Genomic DNA, 16,564 nt, shown 5'->3' on the forward strand with positions numbered 1-16,564 from the left:
ATAGCTTTTTCCAATTTCACTTAAGACGCCACCCGTTCTTCCGCATGGCCGGGAATGGCGCTAACCAGTTGTTGTGTATAACGATGCTGCGGCTGACGGAACACCGCCTGCGGCGTGCCCTGCTCGACAATTTCCCCTTTAAACAGCACCGCGATGCGGTCACAAATCTGGCTGGCGACGCGCAGATCGTGGGTGATAAAAATCATCGCCACCTGGGTTTGCTGCTGAATGCTGCGCAGCAATTCCAGCACCTGCGCCTGAATTGACACATCCAGCGCCGATACCGATTCATCTGCCACCAGCAGCACCGGGTCGAACATTAATGCGCGCGCAATGCCGATACGCTGACGCTGACCACCGGAAAACTCATGCGGGAAACGCTGCCAGGCGCTGGCGTCAAGGCCCACCCGTTGCAGCAATTGTTTGGCTTTGCGTTCCACTTCCTGCGGCGTCATACCGCCCAGCGCCAGCGGCCCGGCAGAGAGAATGGTGCCGATGGTATGGCGCGGGTTAAGTGAGGCAAAGGGGTCCTGGAAAATCATCTGGATATAACGCCGCAGCGGGCGGAAATCCGCTTCTTTCATCGGCAGGATATCGCGCCCGTCAAACAGGATTTCCCCACTATCTGCCGCCAGCAACTTCAGCAATACCCGGCCCAGCGAGGATTTACCAGAACCCGACTCGCCAACAATCCCCAGCGTTTCGCCCTTGTTCAGGCTGAAACTGACTTTGTTCAGCGCCTTCACCTCGCGGCTGCGGCTCAACCAGCCGCCGTCGCTACGGTAAGTTTTCACCAGGTTATTGACCTGCAATACCGTCGGCGTATTGCGCACCTCCTTATCACCTGCATGCATCCGCGGCACGGCGGCAATCAGCTTCTGTGAATAAGGATGCTGCGGGGCATGCAACACCTGCTGCGCCGGGCCGGATTCCACCATGCAGCCTTTTTCCATCACGATGACCCGGTCAGCAATCTCCTCCACCACCCCAAAATCGTGGGTAATAAACATCACGCTCATCGCCTTGCGCTGTTGCAGGCCGCGGATAAGTCGCAGGATTTGCGCCTGGGTAGTGACATCCAGCGCGGTGGTAGGCTCATCAGCGATCAGAATATCGGGATCGAGCGCCAGTGCCATGGCAATCATCACGCGCTGACGCTGGCCGCCGGACAGGCGAAACGGATGCTGATGCTGGATTTTTTCCGGTTCCGGCAACCCGACTTCTTCCAGCAGCGCCAGGACTTTTTGCTGACGTGACGCCGGGGTACCGACGTTGTGCGCCAGCATCACTTCGGCAATTTGCTCACCGATGGTCATCAGCGGATTCAGCGCCGACAACGGGTCCTGAAAGATGATGGCGAGGGTCTTACCCTGCAACTGGCGCAGCTGGTCGACGCTTTGCTGCAACAGGTCGCTACCACGCAGCAGAATCTCGCCGCCCTGCACGCGCAGCGCCTTCGGTAGCAGCCCCATCGCCGCATGGGCAGTAACGGATTTACCCGAACCGGATTCACCAATGATGCAAAGAATTTCCCCGGGCCAGAGATCAAAACTGAGGTTTTCCACCGCATAGCGGCGGTCCATGCCGGGAGGCAATGCTACAGAAAGCTGGCGTACAGAAAATAACGGGGCGATGTTGTCAGGGTTTTCCATATTGACACTCCTGGTTGCACTGAAAAAGAATTTTTCGGTATCGAAGCCAGCGGTTAAATAACGGAATTGACCAGCAGATGATTTTTTAATTAAGAAGGGAAAATGGCATAGAAAGGTTGACGACAAATAATAGTTTTTACTTATTTTCCCTGAATTTCCAACAACGCGCGATAAATCGCGCCGCTACGGTAAGTGCGGGGATTTAAACCATAGCGCAATACCGCACCAGGTTGTAGCGGTGCGATTTATCGCGCGGTTTTTTCCAGCTCCGCGCACGAAATCGCGCCGCTACGGGACACGGGGGCTATCCCCCCGCATTTTTCGCCAGCATGCGCCGATAATTATTCAGCCAGGTACCGCTGGTCAGACGCCACCAGAAACAAATGCCGCGCACTGTCCAGTCGAGGAACATGCCGAGCCACACACCCACGACCCCCATACCCAGCACAATGCCGAGCAGGTAACCGGCCACGACGCGCGCGCCCCACATGCTGAACATCGACACATACATGGTGTATCGGGCATCGCGTGCGCCTTTCAACCCGGCAGGCAGCACCCAGGAGGCGGTCCAGATCGGCATAAAGGCGGCGTTCAGCCAGATCAGGTGTTTGGTCACCGCGATCACTTCAGGATCGCGGGTATAGAACTTCGCCAGCAATCCGGCAATCGGTACGGTGATCGCCGCCAGGCTGCACAGGCCAATCATCGCCAGCCAGAACACATGCTTAATCTGGCGTTCGGCCTGCATCACCTGATTACGCCCCAGGCGCTTACCGGTGATAATGGTCGAAGCCGAACCTAAGGCGTTACCCGGCAGGTTAATCAGGGTGGCAATCGAGAAAGCGATAAAGTTACCGGCGATTTCGTTGGTGCCCATCCCGGCGACAAAGATCTGCGTCAGCAGCTTGCCGCCGTTAAACAACACCGATTCGATACTGGCTGGCACACCAATGCTCAGCACTTCCATCAGGATGCCGTAATTCCAGCGCCGGAAGTAACTCTGGATGGAGATCTTTAGCGCCGGGTTGATGCCAAGATACAGCACGTAAATCGCCGCTATGGCGCCGATATAGCGTGAAATGGTCAGCCCGAGACCGGCACCGATAAAACCCAATCCATGCCAGCCAAAACAGCCATAGATCAGCACAGTACTGATGATGATATTAAGGATGTTCATCCCGCCATTGATCAGCATCGGGATTTTGGTGTTGCCCGCCCCGCGCAGGGCACCGCTGCCGATCAGCGCAATCGCCGCTGCCGGATAACTCCAGGCCGAGGTTTGCAGGTAACTGAGCGCCAGCTCTTTCACCTGGGGTTCGGCACTGCCAGCAATCACATCGATAATCAAATGGCCCCAAATCTCGATGGCGATCACCAGCAGAAACGCCAGCACCGTCATCAATCCCAGCGACTGTCGGGTCGCCGCGCGCGCCCGCTTGCCATTACGTTTGGCAAGGCTGAACGCCACCACCACCGTGGTGCCAAGATCGATGGCTGCAAAGAATGAGATGATCACCATATTGAAGCTGTCGGCCAGGCCTACACCCGCCATCGCTTCTTTACCCAGCCAGCTGACCAGGAAGGTACTGAGGACGCCCATCAGCATCACGCAGAGGTTTTCGATAAAGATGGGCACGGCCAGAGGCGTAATTTCACGCCACAACAGCGTGCGATAAGAACGGCGTTTTGGATACCACGCCGTTTTTCTGATCGCCCGCATCACTGCTACGCCAGGATTTTGCAAGGGAATACCAAATCACTTTGGACAAGAAGAATAATGATGATAGGGCGCTAACAATTATGCAAAGTGTTTCCCGTCAACATTTAATCATTATTACAAACTTTTTGTTCCCAGGGCCGCAGGATCGACCGCGCCTCCCAGATAAGCACTGCGTACTTCGTCGTTATGCAGCAATTCCTCTCCGCTGCCGCGCAGCAGGATTTCACCGTTAACCATGACATAACCCCGGTCGGCCAGTTGCAAGGCATGGCGTGCGTTCTGCTCCACCAGGAACAACGTCATGCCCTGCTGCGTCAGTTCACGCAGGATGCTGAAGATCTGTTTCACCACCAGTGGCGCAAGACCGAGGCTCGGTTCATCCAATAGCAGCAGCTTTGGCCGGCTCATCAACGCTCGCGCTATCGCCAGCATCTGCTGCTCACCGCCGGACAACGTCATGGCACGTTGCTTACGTCGTTCCAGCAGGCGCGGAAATAACTGATACATACGATCCTTATCTTCGCGCACGAAACGATCGCCAATGGAGATGGTGCCCATCAGCAAATTCTCCTCCACCGTCATATCGGGGAAAATACGCCGTCCCTCCGGAGCCTGGGCAATGCCACTGGCGGCAATCGCGTGGGTCGATTTGTGGCTGATGGCTTCGCCGCGAAAGCGAATCTCCCCGGCGGCGATACGCGGCTGGCTGAATATCGACATCAGCAGCGTGGATTTGCCTGCACCGTTGGCCCCAATCAGCGCCACGGTTTCCCCTTCGTTCACCGTCAGGGAAACCTGTTTCAGGGCCTGTACCGGACCGTAAAACACATCTACCTGGTCAAAACTCAGCATCGGTTCAGCCATGATCACTCTCCTCTTCCGCGCCGAGATAGGCGGCAATCACTTTCGGGTCATGACGGATTTGCTGCGGGGTGCCCTGGGCAATCACATCGCCGTGATCCAGCACCACGATATGGTCAGAGATGCGCATCACCATCGGCATATCGTGTTCGATTAACAACACGCTAATGCGATGGTCAGCACGCAGACGGTGCAGAATCTGGCTTAACGCCTCGGTTTCCACCGGGTTAAGCCCAGCAGCCGGTTCATCGAGGCAGATCAGCTCCGGCCGCGTGCACATGGCACGGGCAATCTCCAGCCGCCGCTGCTGGCCGTAAGACAAGGTCCCCGCCAGCCGGTTGGCGCTGCCGACCAGATCCACGTTCTCCAGCCAGTAAAACGCCCGATCCAGCGCGCGATTTTCCGCCTCGCGATAGCCGCGGGTATTCAGAATGCCCGCCAGCAGCTGGCGGTTCACCTGCATATGCTGCGCCACCAGCAGGTTCTCAATCACCGACATCTCACGAAACAGGCGGATGTTCTGGAAGGTGCGCGCCAGACCAGCACGGTTCACCAGATGCGCCCCGCCAAACATTTTGTACCAGACGCGTGAACCGAGCCGCGCCGGGTGCAGCCAGTCGCCAGGGTGAATTTTCTGCCCCAGCACCTGAATCACGTCGGTGGATCGCTGACTGGCATTCAGGGTGATGCGCCCCCCCGTCGCCCGGTAAAAACCGGTTAAACAGTTAAATACCGTGGTTTTGCCCGCGCCGTTGGGGCCAATCAGCGCCGTGACCGAGCCGCGTTCGACAGCCAGGCTAACGTCGTTAAGCGCCTTAATGCCGCCGAAGCGCATCATCAGGTTATCCACCTGCAAAATCGCATCACTCATGGCGCACTCCTTTACGCAGCGGCACACCGACACGCGCGGTTCGTACCAGCCCGCGTGGTCGCCAGATCATCATCAGCACCATCAGCACGCCAAACAACAGCACCCGGTACTCGGCGAAGCTGCGCAACAGCTCCGGGGCAACCGTCAGCACAAACGCCGCCAGTACCACCCCCAGCGTAGAACCCATCCCGCCCAGCACCACGATGGCGAGGATCAGTGCCGATTCGAAAAAGGTAAACGAGGTTGGATTGACGAAACCCTGATAACTGGCGAAAAACACCCCGGCGATACCGGCGGTTGACGCGCCGAGCATAAACGCCGACAGCTTCACCAGTACGTGATTCAATCCCATCGCCCGGCAGGCGATCTCATCTTCCCGCAGCGCTTCCCAGGCACGACCAATCGGCATGCGCGTCAGGCGATGTTTGATAAACAACACCAGCAGCACCACCAGAACCAGCACCACGTAGATAAAGATAAACTTCATGTTCGGGTTGTAGTCGAGGTGGAAAAACTCGTTATACGGCACCCCGCCCTCACGCGCGCGGCGGCCAAACTCCAGTCCGAGAAAGGTGGGAGACGGCACCGATACCCCGTTGGGACCACCGGTGAAGGTCAGCCAGTTGTTCAGCACCAGACGGATGATTTCGCCAAAACCGAGCGTCACAATCGCCAGATAATCGCCGTGCATACGCAGCACCGGAAAACCCAATAGCGCCCCGGCAAAAGCGGCCATCAGCGCCGCGAGCGGCAACATGCTCCAGAACCCAAGGCCGAGATACTCATAACCGAGGGCCAGCCCGTAGGCACCGATGGCATAAAACGCCACATAACCGAGGTCAAGCAGCCCCGCGAGGCCAACCACAATATTCAGCCCAAGACCCAGCAAGACGTAAATCAGCCCGAGAATCGCCACCGTCAGCAGGTATTTACTGGAGAGGAACGGAAACGCCAGCGCCACCACCAGTAGCACCGGCAGGATCCAGCGCAGGCGCGAGCGCTGACCCGGTTCACGCACGTAGACACCATCATCATTGCCTTCAAATTTACGCGCGAAGCGCTGCCCGGCAGCGGATTGCTGAAACAAGCTAAACAGCAGACGGCCCACCATCACCACCGCCACCAGCACAGCAACGCGCTGCGGCGAAAGATGAAAACTGTAGCCATCCAGCACCACACCCACAATGGGGCCAAACACCACCAGCGCCACCAGCCCGGCCATCAGACAATCCAGCAGCGACTGGCGCACATCGATTCGTTGCGTCATTGCACTCATTTTGGCGTCCTCACACTTTGGCAACCAGCGGTCGTCCCAACAGCCCCTGTGGCCGGAAGATTAAAATCACCACCAGCAGGGCAAAAGAGAACACATCTTTGTAATCAGAGTTCACCAACCCGGCGAACTGCGCTTCGGCCACGCCAAGCAACAGGCCGCCGAGCATCGCCCCCGGCAGCGAACCAATGCCGCCCAGTACCGCCGCGGTAAACGCTTTGATGCCGATAACGAAACCAATATAGAAATCAAAGGTGCCGTAGTTCAGGGTGACCAGCACGCCCGCCAGACCCGCCATCGCCGCGCCAATCATAAACACCAGCGAAATCACCCGGTCGGTGTTGATACCGAGAATGGCGGCCATGCGCCGATCCTGCTGCACGGCGCGGCAAATCCGCCCCAGCCGCGTGTACTGAATAATCCAGGTGAGCAGCGCCATACCACAGAACGCGGCAATCAGGATAAACACTTTGGTCCAGGTGATTTGCACCACACCATCGCCAACTTCCATGCGCAGCACGCCGGACATCAGGGTGGGGATACCCTGCTGATTCGGACCCTGACTGATCTGCACGTAGTTTTGCAAAATCAGTGACATACCAATGGCAGAAATCAGCGGTGCCAGACGGGTGGAGTTACGTAACGGACGATAGGCGATGCGCTCGATAGTCCAGCCGTAGACCGCCGTCACCACAATGGTGAAGATCAGGGTGCCGAAAATCAGCAGTGGGAAGGAGTGAATGCCAAAAAAGCTGAGCAGCCCCAGCCCGATGGCACACAGATAGGCAGAGACCATATAGACCTCGCCATGGGCGAAGTTGATCATGCCGATGATGCCGTAAACCATGGTGTAGCCAATGGCAATCAGCCCGTAAACCGCGCCCAGTGTCAGGCCGTTCACCAGCTGCTGGAGAAAGAAGGCTTCCATATGCAAGTCCCGTGCTTAAAGGGAGCGCAAACCTCGCGCCCAATCGCGAATGGCCCCGCAACACGCGGGGCCGCGTGTCAGCTTACAGCTGGTGATATTTGCCTTTATCGTCCCACTGATAAACCACGTAATCCGAGACTTTCAGATCGCCTTTACCATCCCAGGCTTTTTTGCCCATCACGGTATCAACGCTATTGGCCTTCAGCCACTCACTGGCTTTGGCGTTATCTTTACCTGCGGCTTTATAGGCAGCAGCCAGCGCCTGCACGGAAGCGTAGGCATACAGGGTGTAGCCTTCCGGCTCAAAACCACCGGCGCGGAATTTGGCGATCACCGCTTTGCCGTCAGGAATCTGACGCGGATCCTGACCAAATGTCATATACACGCCTTTGGTGTATTGCGGGCCACCCGCTGCGGTCACCATATCTTCAGTCACGATGCAGTCACCGGAGAAGAAGGCAGCCGTTACGCCCTGTTCACGCATTTGACGTACCAGCGGACCGGCTTCCGGGTGGCAGCCACCGAAGTACACCACGTCCGGTTTGACTGAAGCGATTTTGGTCACCAGCGCGTTAAAATCTTTCTCGCCACGCGACAGACCTTCATACAACACCTCGTTGACTCCGCGCTTTTCCAGCGCAGCCTTGGTGGCATCGGCCAGCCCCTGGCCGTAGGTGTCTTTGTCGTGGATCACCGCCACGCGTTTGGCTTTCAGCTTATCGATGATGTAATCGGCGGCAATGGCCCCCTGCTGATCGTCGCGGCCACACATACGGAACATGGTTTTCATGCCGCGCTCGGTGATCTGCGGGTTAGTTGAGCCGGGGGTAATCGCCAGCACGCCAGCATCGTCATACACTTCGGAAGCGGGCATGGTGGAAGAGGAACAGAAGTGCCCCACCACTGCCTGTACCTTGTCCTGGTCTACCAGGCGGTTGGCGACGGCCACGGCCTGTTTCGGTTCGCAGGCGTCATCCCCCTGCACCAGCACAATTTTTTCACCATTCACCCCTCCGGCAGCATTGATGTCATCGGCGGCCTGAGAGGCACCTTTCCAGTATTGTGCGCCATAAGTGGCGTTGGGGCCTGAGAACGGACCGGCCACCCCAATCTTAATGTCCGCCTGGGCATAAAACGCCGCGCTCAGGCAACCTGCAATCACAACCTTCAATGGTAATTTTATGAATTTCAAAGACATGCTTTCAATCCTCAACGGGTCAGGAACGGAGCCATACCACGGCCTGGGAGAAATCAATTTCTGAAACTTAACGATGTGCAGTCTGTGACCAGCAGGGCCACGGTTAACAATCAAGCAAAAATCTCGCCAAAGGTAAGCATTGGTGACAAGTTTTTGCACCGGCATCGCGCCAAAGCAGGAGGGAACGCGTCTGCTGATCTTAACCATAGCCAGCGTTTGAAGACGCACCAGCACTCTGTTGGTGCAGAATGCGGTTGATCACAGATTCTTCATGGTGCTGAGGGGTTTACCCGCTATGCTATAGCCAAATCGGCCCAAAATTGATGCGGGAGAACTTATGAATACACAACGGAACGGCATCAGCAGCCAGCAGGCGCTGGATGAACTTGAGCGGTTATACGCCAACGCGGTAGATGCGTTACGCAGCGCCATTCGCGACTTTAGCGAAAACGGACGTTTGCCTGATGAGGCGGCGCGCCAGCAGGGGTTGTTTGTCTACCCTGAGCTGCGTATTACCTGGGCTGGCGATGGCCCGCAACGTAATCGTACCCGTGCCTGGGGCCGTTTTACCCACACCGGCAGCTACAGCACCACCATTACGCGTCCGGCGTTATTGCGTCACTATCTCAGTGAGCAATTGCTGATGATTGAAAAAGAGTACGAAGTGGTGATTGAAGTCGGGCCATCGCAGCAGGAGATTCCTTACCCTTATGTGATTGACGGTTCCGATTTGTCACTGGACCGTTCGATGAGCGCCAGCATTGCCCGCCATTTCCCCACCACGGAACTGTCGCAAATTGGTGATGAAACCGCCGATGGCCTGTTCAACGCTGACGCGCTGTTCCCGCTGTCACACTTCGATGCACTGCGTACCGACTTCTCGCTGGCGCGCCTGCGTCATTACACCGGCACCGCCGTGGAGCATTTCCAGCCGTTTGTGTTGTTTACCAACTACACGCGTTACGTTGATGAGTTTGTTCGCTGGGCGATTGAGCAGGTGCAGGATCCCAACACCTCCTACGATAGCCTCGCCTGTGCCGGTGATGTGGTGATCACCAAAGACACCCAGGATCCGGAAGCGATGATGTCGGATCTGGCGTGGAAGAAGCATCAGATGCCGGCCTGGCACCTGACCTCACCCAATCGCCGTGGTATTACCCTGGTCAACATTGGCGTGGGTCCTTCCAATGCCAAAACCATCTGTGACCATCTGGCGGTGGTACGTCCGCACGCCTGGCTGATGATTGGTCACTGTGGCGGCCTGCGCGAAAGCCAGACCATTGGTGATTACGTGCTGGCGCATGCCTATCTGCGTGACGACCATGTGCTGGACAGCGTACTGCCGCCGGATATCCCGATTCCGAGCATCGCCGAGGTACAACGCGCGCTCTACGACGCCACCAAAGCGGTGAGCGGCATGCCTGGGGAAGAAGTCAAACAACGCCTGCGTACCGGCACCGTGGTGACCACCGATGACCGCAACTGGGAGCTGCGTTATTCCGCGTCAGCGCTGCGCTTTAACCTCAGCCGCGCGGTGGCGGTGGATATGGAAAGTGCCACCATCGCCGCCCAGGGCTATCGTTTCCGGGTGCCTTACGGCACGCTGTTGTGCGTCTCGGATAAGCCGCTGCACGGCGAAATCAAACTGCCTGGCCAGGCGAATCGTTTCTATGAAGGGGCGATATCAGAACATTTGCAGATCGGGATTTGTGCGGTGGAGCTACTGCGCGCCGAGGGGGATAAGCTGCATTCGCGCAAACTGCGTACCTTTAATGAACCACCGTTCAGGTAAACCAGGCACCGCTCATTTGTGAGCGGTGCCATCTTAGCGAGCGGTATTCCACAGACATTGCGGAACACCGCTCGCCTCACGTAACTCCCCTCCTGCCCCAAAATCATATGTCCTTCATCCAGGGCAGCATGCTCCACCGAGCATGACTGCAACATGCGACAAAGCTCACATCACTCAATCTAAGCTTTAGTATAGTTTGGTATATTATGGTATTGGTGAAGCAAAGTTCTGCCAGTTAAATGGGCTAATGATGGAGAGAGTGAAAATGGCATCTATACCTGTATTGAAATTATCTTTGTTAGATGGGGACCGGAATGACAAAGATAAATTTATCGGCTTATTGAAGGAAGCAGCCCACGATGTTGGCTTTTTCTATCTCAGCGACCATGGTGTCTCAGCATCATTCCTGGCAGAAGTTCGTGAACAAACCCGAAAGTTTTTTTTCTTATCTGAAGAACAAAAACGCTCTGTTTCAATGATTAACTCCCCTCATTTCAGAGGATATAACCGAGCGGGCAATGAACTAACCAATGGCAAAGCAGACTGGCGGGAACAATTTGATATCGGGGCTGAACGAAAACCTTATAACTTAACGGATAAGGATCCCATCTGGATGGGCTTGCATGGTTTTAATCAATGGCCGGAATCGCTACCTGAGTTGAAGCACACCCTGCTTTTCTACAACAATATATTAACCAGCATCTCTCTGAGATTACTCAGAAGCCTTGCATCAGGTCTGGGTTTGCCAGAAAACGCTTTTGACACCATATACGGTGACACGCCGAACGAGCATATAAAACTCATCCGATATCCACGCTGTAAAAAAATAACCGAGACTCAGGGTGTGGGTGCACATAAGGATTCTGGTCTCTTGACGTTAATTCTTCAGGACGAGAATAAAGGTTTACAGGTTAAGACCAACGATAATAAATGGGTGGATGTTTCACCCCTTGATAATACTTTTGTGGTTAATCTGGGCGAGCTCCTGGAGTTAGCCACTAACGGATACCTCAAAGCAACCGTTCATCGGGTTCTGGCCCCGGCAGGAGAGAATGACAGAATTTCTGTGGCCTACTTCCTGGGTGCCAGTCTCGATTCTGTCGTACCGGTATTTAAATTGCCCGAGGAGTTAACCTCAGATGCCTCATTTATCGAAACCGACCCAAACAACCCGCTGCTCAGAGACGTCGGTCTGAATTATATGAAGGGAAGGCTGCGATCTCATCCGGATGTTGCTAAGAAATATTATGGAGAATGGGGCAATTTTCTATGAGAAATAAACTGGTTGTAATAACGGGTGCCAGTTCCGGATTTGGCGCTGAAGTTGCCAGAGCACTGAGCAACAGGGGATATTGTCTGGCTCTCCTGGCGCGTCGAATAGATAAGCTCCATGCAATGAATCTTGCAAACGCCCTTTGTTTTGAAGTCGATGTTACCTGTCGTGAGCAGGTTTTTCATGCTATTCGTAAGGCTGAAGAGAAGTTTGGCGACGTCGATTGCATCATAAATAACGCGGGAGTGATGTTGTTGGGCGAATTAGAATATCAGAATCATGACGAATGGAATCGAATGATTGATACCAATATCAAAGGCGTCATTAATGGGATGCAGGCGGTATTGCCCTCGATGCGCGAGCGGAAAACAGGAACAATCATCAACATATCCTCTCTGGCGGGTCAAAAGACCTACCAATACCATGCTGCATATTGTGCAACTAAGTTCGCAGTCCACGGTTTGTCCGACAGCGTTCGCTGGGAGGTTGCCCCGGATAACGTCCGGGTTATAACCATCTCTCCGGGTGCCGCCGAAACGGAGCTTATCAGCCATATTAGTGACAACTTCGTGAAAAATGATTATATCGAGTGGAAAGAAAGTATAGGTGGAGTCATTTCCGCCAAAAATGTTATTGATAGCATCATATTTTCATACGAGTTACCTCAGTCAGTCTGTGTGCGCGATCTTAAAATTGCGCCGACAAGACAGCAGAATTAGCACGCCCGATTATTATTATATGAATACAGGAAGGCCGGTTATTCAGAGCCAGTAAATGAGATGGTATTCACACCCTTCAGTGTAAATCTTTCCTTTTATTCAGGATCCTTTTTATCGCTTCCTGCTCTGTTTCTGCGCCTTCTACCTCACCTTCGCAAATAGCAATCCAGTAGTCGGACAGCTTGCCTTTTTGTTGTGGCAGATGAAATGTTTTGAGTTTTTTCTCTTTGTTTTTCATAACAATGATCGTCCTTGTTAATTGCACACATGCAAGGCATGACAGCAATATCCTTTCATTAAAAAATGATATCAGCGCGAGAACATTCAATATGGCTACCAATAATAGTAGGGTTATTTTTCAGGAACCTCAAGCAAGAAGAAGTCTCTCGCTGCACTTTCAAGAGAAAACGGACTTGCGGCTGGAACATTAAATAATGCTCTGCGAAAACCCTGGCCACGGGGAGAAAAAATTATTGCGCAGGCATTAGGTCTGACGCCCGGTGAAATATGGCCCAGTCGTTACCCAGCAGGCAAGAAAAAACAAAAAAAAACACCGCCCGTAAAGAATATTGAATCTTAAAGGACGGTTGCGCGATAAATCGCGCCGCTACAAATAACTGCACGCTGTCGTAGCGGCGCGATTAATCGCGCAATAAAGCCGCGAAGCGGCGAGGAAGGCGGCGCAAGGCCGGGGAATGCAAAGGGGACGGCCAGGTCCCCTTTGCTCGGTCGCCGCACCGGCGAGCTGAAACTACCTCAGCCCATAGCGAACGAAATTACGCCGTAGCGAACGAGATCACTCTGAAGCGATTACGCACTCAACCAACCCAGTTTAATCACAAACAGGATCGACATAATAATCAGCGCCGCATTCACCTCTTTAGTACGACCGCTCAGCAGCTTCACTACCGTCCAGGTAATAAAACCAAACGCAATACCGTTGGCGATGGAGTAAGTCAGCGGCATAGTCAGCGCAGTCACGGTGACCGGGGCGGCGGTGGTGATATCTTTCCAGTCAATCTCTGCCAGGCCGGATGCCATCAGCACCGCCACAAACAGCAGCGCCGGAGCAGTCGCGAATACCGGTACGCTGCCCGCCAGCGGTGAGAAGAACAGGCTCAGCAGGAACAGAATGGCAACCACAATCGCCGTCAGACCGGTACGGCCACCGGCGCTGACGCCCGCTGCCGATTCGACATAACTGGTGGTGGTTGAAGTACCCAGCAGTGAACCAAACAAGGCTGCCGCACTGTCGGCAATCAGCGCACGGCCCATTTTCGGTACGTTGCCCTGCTCATCCGCCAGACCCGCACGCTTCGTCACACCCAGCAGCGTACCGGTGTTGTCGAACACGTCGACAAACAGGAAGGCAAAAATCACGCTCACCAGACCGACGTTAAAGGCACCGGCGATGTCCAGATGCAGGAAAGTCGGGGCGATTGACGGCGGTGCAGAGAACACGCCACCAAACGGCGTCAGGCCGATGCCCATCGACAGGAAGGTCACAATCAGAATACCGATCAGCACCGCACCGGTAACACGACGCGCTTCCAGCACCACGATGATGACAAAGCCCAGCAGCGCCAGCAGCGGACCCGGCTTGGTCAGGTCACCCAGACCCACCAGGGTCGCAGGGTTATCAACCACGATACCCGCTCCTTCCAGCGCAATCAGCGCCAGGAACAGGCCGATACCGGCCGCAATCCCGGCGCGCAATGGCAACGGAATGCTGGCAATAATCCACTCACGAATCTTGAACACCGACAACGCAAAGAAGATACAGGCAGAAAGGAACACCGCACCCAGCGCAATTTGCCAGGTGTAGCCCATGTGCAGTACCACTGTGTAAGTAAAGAAGGCATTGAGGCCCATACCCGGTGCCAGCGCAATCGGGTAGTTGGCAATCAGGCCCATCAGGACGCAGCCAATCGCCGCCGCCAGACAGGTCGCCACAAATACCGCACCCTTATCCATGCCGGTAGCACCCAGGATGCTTGGGTTAACAAACAGGATATAGGCCATTGCCAGGAAGGTGGTGATACCCGCAATAACTTCGGTGCGGACCGTTGTGTTGTGCGCTTTTAGCTTGAATAGTTTTTCTAACATCATCATCTCTCGTGATGGGGAGACGTCACTGACGTGCGTTCTCTTGCCAATGGGGTGTGCATGCGCGTTATTGTTTCGGGAAAAGGCAGACGGGGCTGCATGCTCTGCCATCGATCCGCCTTGTATACAAACTCCTTTCCCCTCAGTCCTCATAGCAATTGCTATGCCATGCCGGGACGCAATCGTTTACCTTCTCAATCACAGCACCGGCTAAGACTATTCTGAACCAGAACGAGGCGCGATTATGGTGCATTGCACCATGTGCGCGCAATCGTTTTCCCACACGTCAATGGGATGGTGAAAAAAGATTGCGGTAACGCACGCTTTCGCACTCTGTCAGGCGATATCGCTCACGTTTCTGTTGCCTGATGCAGCAGGCAAAAGCGGTCGGTATACACTCTCCGTTAACTCTTCCATAACAAAAGAGGCCCGTAATGAAGCCCGCGATTCTGGTAGTGGATGACGATCGTGCCGTATGCGAACTGCTGCACGATGTATTGAGTGAACATGTTTTTACCGTTTATAGCTGCCACCAGGGCAAAGACGCGCTGTCATTACTGGCTGCGCATCCGGAAATCTCACTGGTGATGCTGGATATGATGTTACCGGACACCAACGGCCTGCTGGTGTTGCAGCAGATGCAACGACAACGACCCGAGTTGCTGGTGATCATGCTGACCGGTATGGGATCGGAAGCGGATATGGTGGTCGGGCTGGAAATGGGGGCGGATGATTACATTGCCAAACCCTTCAATCCCCGCGTGGTGGTGGCGCGTGCACGCGCGGCGTTACGCCGTTGCGGACGGCTGGCGCAACCGGACATCGCCCAGGATGATGGCTGGCAATTTAACGGCTGGCGACTGGATGAAGCACGTTGTCAGTTGTTCAACCCTCAGCGTGAAAGCGTGCCGCTCACCCAGGGCGAATATGCATTGCTGCGCGCGCTGGTGTGCCATGCCCGCAAGGTGCTGACACGCGATCAATTGCTGGAACTCACCCACAGTGAAACGCTGGATGTGTTTGATCGCACCATTGATGTGTTAATTATGCGGCTGCGGCGCAAGATTGAAATGAATCCACACCAGCCCAGTCTGATCCGCACCATCCGTGGTCTCGGTTATGTTTTCTCCGCTGATGTGATGCGTCCGGCTGCAGCAGCGCCGGTGACACAAATCGCCTGATCCATCCAGCGCTGCATCTCGCTCAAAGGGCGGGTGCCGTCCAGCGCATTGGCCGCATGCAAATTGAAACAGGCGCAGGTATGCGCCAGCTTTAGCGTGTCTGGCATCGTCCAGCCCTGGTGGCTGGCATACAGCACCCCGGCACAGAAGGCATCCCCTGCGCCAACGCTGCCAACAATGTCGTCCGGCTGGAGCTGCCACGCCGGTTGCCAGACCCCTTCGCCACCCACCTGCAAGCCCCATGCTCCCTCGGGGGCATGGATCACCACACGCTGACGCACGCCCTGTTGCGCCAGCCAGCGTGCCGCAGCGGCAAAGCTGGCGGGCGGTGCCAGTCCCTGTGCGCTGCGCAGGCTGATGCCGGTGAGCGATTGTGCTTCCAGCTCGTTAATCACCAGATAGTCGAGCCAGCGTAACGCGGGCACCACTAATGCCTGATACTCCCCGGCACGCGATACCAGGTCGAGCGACGTCAGATAACCGCGCTGCTGCATCTGTGCCAGCAACTGCGCGCTGCGCGTGCCCCAGGTTCCATCCGGCACATCAAGGGCATCCAGTAGCAGCAGATACCCCAGATGGAAGATGCGATGATCGGTATTCACCGCGGCAAAATGCGCCAGATCGAGTTGCGCATTGGCACCCCGCGCATGGAAGAAGGTGCGCTGCCCATCGGGCGTGGTCATCACCTGGGTCATGGCGGTATTGACGCTGCGGGTACGCTGTACAAAACGTCGTTCAACATGATGCTGGTCCAGCAGCTGCATCAGATAGTCGCCGTCGCTGTCCTCACCGATCATCCCGACGCCCGCCAGCGGCAGGTTAATCTGCATACGTGCCAGGGTGAACAACACATTCGGCACCGCACCACCGCTACACTTTTCGCTGTGGTGGATTTCGGCCAGCCAGCCCTGCTCCGGCCAGTGGCTGATACGTTGCACATGATCCACCAGCATGCTGCCTGCCGCTATGATGCCGCTGCGTGCCACCATC

The 16,564-nt window shown here is 55.4% G+C and carries 14 protein-coding genes and 1 pseudogene; 5 read left to right on the top strand and 10 right to left on the bottom strand.

From position 1 onward, the window contains the following. Positions 1-20 precede the first annotated feature (20 nt). The 7 genes from CUN67_RS11980 to CUN67_RS12010 form a co-directional block, all read right to left on the bottom strand. Entirely contained in the window at positions 21-1,652 is a 1,632-nt protein-coding gene (locus CUN67_RS11980; protein ID WP_208715509.1) for an ABC transporter ATP-binding protein, read from the bottom strand. Positions 1,653-1,956: 304 nt separating this feature from the next. Beyond that, positions 1,957-3,372 (bottom strand): EmmdR/YeeO family multidrug/toxin efflux MATE transporter, encoded by a 1,416-nt coding sequence (locus CUN67_RS11985; RefSeq protein ID WP_208715511.1) that lies wholly within the window; start codon positions 3,370-3,372, stop codon positions 1,957-1,959. A 114-nt stretch (positions 3,373-3,486) separates the two neighbouring features. Then, positions 3,487-4,236, bottom strand: coding sequence for an ABC transporter ATP-binding protein (locus CUN67_RS11990; RefSeq protein ID WP_208715513.1), 750 nt, complete (start codon positions 4,234-4,236; stop codon positions 3,487-3,489). Continuing rightward, positions 4,229-5,104 (bottom strand): ABC transporter ATP-binding protein, encoded by an 876-nt coding sequence (locus tag CUN67_RS11995; protein ID WP_208715516.1) that lies wholly within the window; start codon positions 5,102-5,104, stop codon positions 4,229-4,231. The genes CUN67_RS11990 and CUN67_RS11995 overlap by 8 nt, the downstream gene beginning before the upstream one ends. Next, positions 5,097-6,380, bottom strand: coding sequence for a high-affinity branched-chain amino acid ABC transporter permease LivM (gene livM, locus CUN67_RS12000; protein ID WP_208715518.1), 1,284 nt, complete (start codon positions 6,378-6,380; stop codon positions 5,097-5,099). Before livM ends, CUN67_RS11995 begins: the two co-directional genes overlap by 8 nt. Positions 6,381-6,390: 10 nt before the next feature. Continuing rightward, positions 6,391-7,305, bottom strand: a complete 915-nt coding sequence (locus CUN67_RS12005) for an ABC transporter permease subunit (protein ID WP_208715520.1) — start codon at positions 7,303-7,305, stop codon at positions 6,391-6,393. An 82-nt stretch (positions 7,306-7,387) separates the two neighbouring features. Continuing rightward, positions 7,388-8,503: a branched-chain amino acid ABC transporter substrate-binding protein gene (locus CUN67_RS12010; RefSeq protein ID WP_208715522.1), complete on the bottom strand. Its 1,116-nt coding sequence runs from the start codon at positions 8,501-8,503 to the stop codon at positions 7,388-7,390. Positions 8,504-8,840: 337 nt separating this feature from the next. Here CUN67_RS12010 and CUN67_RS12015 point away from each other — a divergent pair, with 337 nt between their 5' ends. The 3 genes from CUN67_RS12015 to CUN67_RS12025 all read left to right on the top strand — a co-directional run bounded on the left by CUN67_RS12015 (position 8,841) and on the right by CUN67_RS12025 (position 12,287). Beyond that, the gene (locus CUN67_RS12015; RefSeq protein WP_208715524.1) at positions 8,841-10,295 is read left to right on the top strand and encodes an AMP nucleosidase; all 1,455 of its coding nucleotides are present in this window, start codon (positions 8,841-8,843) and stop codon (positions 10,293-10,295) included. Positions 10,296-10,542: 247 nt separating this feature from the next. Further along, positions 10,543-11,568 carry an isopenicillin N synthase family dioxygenase gene (locus CUN67_RS12020; protein ID WP_208715526.1) on the top strand — a complete coding sequence of 342 codons (1,026 nt, stop codon included), beginning with the start codon at positions 10,543-10,545 and terminating at the stop codon, positions 11,566-11,568. Further along, positions 11,565-12,287: an SDR family oxidoreductase gene (locus tag CUN67_RS12025; protein ID WP_208715528.1), complete on the top strand. Its 723-nt coding sequence runs from the start codon at positions 11,565-11,567 to the stop codon at positions 12,285-12,287. Before CUN67_RS12020 ends, CUN67_RS12025 begins: the two co-directional genes overlap by 4 nt. 76 nt (positions 12,288-12,363) lie before the next feature. On the opposite strand, the gene CUN67_RS12030 is transcribed toward CUN67_RS12025, so the two are convergent. After that, positions 12,364-12,525: a hypothetical protein gene (locus tag CUN67_RS12030; RefSeq protein WP_158087403.1), complete on the bottom strand. Its 162-nt coding sequence runs from the start codon at positions 12,523-12,525 to the stop codon at positions 12,364-12,366. A 135-nt stretch (positions 12,526-12,660) separates the two neighbouring features. Between CUN67_RS12030 and CUN67_RS12035 the strand changes: the two are divergent. After that, positions 12,661-12,867: pseudogene (locus tag CUN67_RS12035) on the top strand (helix-turn-helix domain-containing protein); the annotation flags it as partial. Positions 12,868-13,097: 230 nt separating this feature from the next. Here the strand turns inward: CUN67_RS12035 and CUN67_RS12040 are convergent. Then, positions 13,098-14,396 (bottom strand): NCS2 family permease, encoded by a 1,299-nt coding sequence (locus tag CUN67_RS12040; protein WP_217621306.1) that lies wholly within the window; start codon positions 14,394-14,396, stop codon positions 13,098-13,100. A 431-nt stretch (positions 14,397-14,827) separates the two neighbouring features. Here CUN67_RS12040 and CUN67_RS12045 point away from each other — a divergent pair, with 431 nt between their 5' ends. Next, a complete protein-coding gene (locus tag CUN67_RS12045) occupies positions 14,828-15,574 on the top strand; it encodes a response regulator (RefSeq protein ID WP_208715530.1) in 747 nt (248 codons plus the stop codon). Here CUN67_RS12045 and CUN67_RS12050 read toward each other — a convergent pair. Then, the gene (locus CUN67_RS12050; RefSeq protein ID WP_208715532.1) at positions 15,511-16,563 is read right to left on the bottom strand and encodes a carbohydrate kinase family protein; all 1,053 of its coding nucleotides are present in this window, start codon (positions 16,561-16,563) and stop codon (positions 15,511-15,513) included. The two genes, CUN67_RS12045 and CUN67_RS12050, sit on opposite strands and share 64 nt — an antisense overlap. Position 16,564 lies beyond the last annotated feature (1 nt).

Source organism: Pantoea cypripedii (assembly GCF_011395035.1).
GTDB classification, from domain to species: Bacteria; Pseudomonadota; Gammaproteobacteria; order Enterobacterales; family Enterobacteriaceae; genus Pantoea; species Pantoea cypripedii_A.

Coding starts and splice junctions, on each gene's coding strand:
- CUN67_RS12045 (WP_208715530.1), top strand. CDS start 14,828: ATGAAGCCCGCGATTCTGGTAGTGGATGACGATCGTGCCGTATGCGAA.
- CUN67_RS12050 (WP_208715532.1), bottom strand. CDS start 16,563: ATGGTGGCACGCAGCGGCATCATAGCGGCAGGCAGCATGCTGGTGGAT.
- CUN67_RS11995 (WP_208715516.1), bottom strand. CDS start 5,104: ATGAGTGATGCGATTTTGCAGGTGGATAACCTGATGATGCGCTTCGGC.
- CUN67_RS12010 (WP_208715522.1), bottom strand. CDS start 8,503: ATGTCTTTGAAATTCATAAAATTACCATTGAAGGTTGTGATTGCAGGT.
- CUN67_RS12025 (WP_208715528.1), top strand. CDS start 11,565: ATGAGAAATAAACTGGTTGTAATAACGGGTGCCAGTTCCGGATTTGGC.
- CUN67_RS11985 (WP_208715511.1), bottom strand. CDS start 3,372: ATGCGGGCGATCAGAAAAACGGCGTGGTATCCAAAACGCCGTTCTTAT.
- CUN67_RS12015 (WP_208715524.1), top strand. CDS start 8,841: ATGAATACACAACGGAACGGCATCAGCAGCCAGCAGGCGCTGGATGAA.
- CUN67_RS12040 (WP_217621306.1), bottom strand. CDS start 14,396: ATGATGTTAGAAAAACTATTCAAGCTAAAAGCGCACAACACAACGGTC.
- CUN67_RS12030 (WP_158087403.1), bottom strand. CDS start 12,525: ATGAAAAACAAAGAGAAAAAACTCAAAACATTTCATCTGCCACAACAA.
- CUN67_RS12005 (WP_208715520.1), bottom strand. CDS start 7,305: ATGGAAGCCTTCTTTCTCCAGCAGCTGGTGAACGGCCTGACACTGGGC.
- livM (WP_208715518.1), bottom strand. CDS start 6,380: ATGAGTGCAATGACGCAACGAATCGATGTGCGCCAGTCGCTGCTGGAT.
- CUN67_RS11980 (WP_208715509.1), bottom strand. CDS start 1,652: ATGGAAAACCCTGACAACATCGCCCCGTTATTTTCTGTACGCCAGCTT.
- CUN67_RS12020 (WP_208715526.1), top strand. CDS start 10,543: ATGATGGAGAGAGTGAAAATGGCATCTATACCTGTATTGAAATTATCT.
- CUN67_RS11990 (WP_208715513.1), bottom strand. CDS start 4,236: ATGGCTGAACCGATGCTGAGTTTTGACCAGGTAGATGTGTTTTACGGT.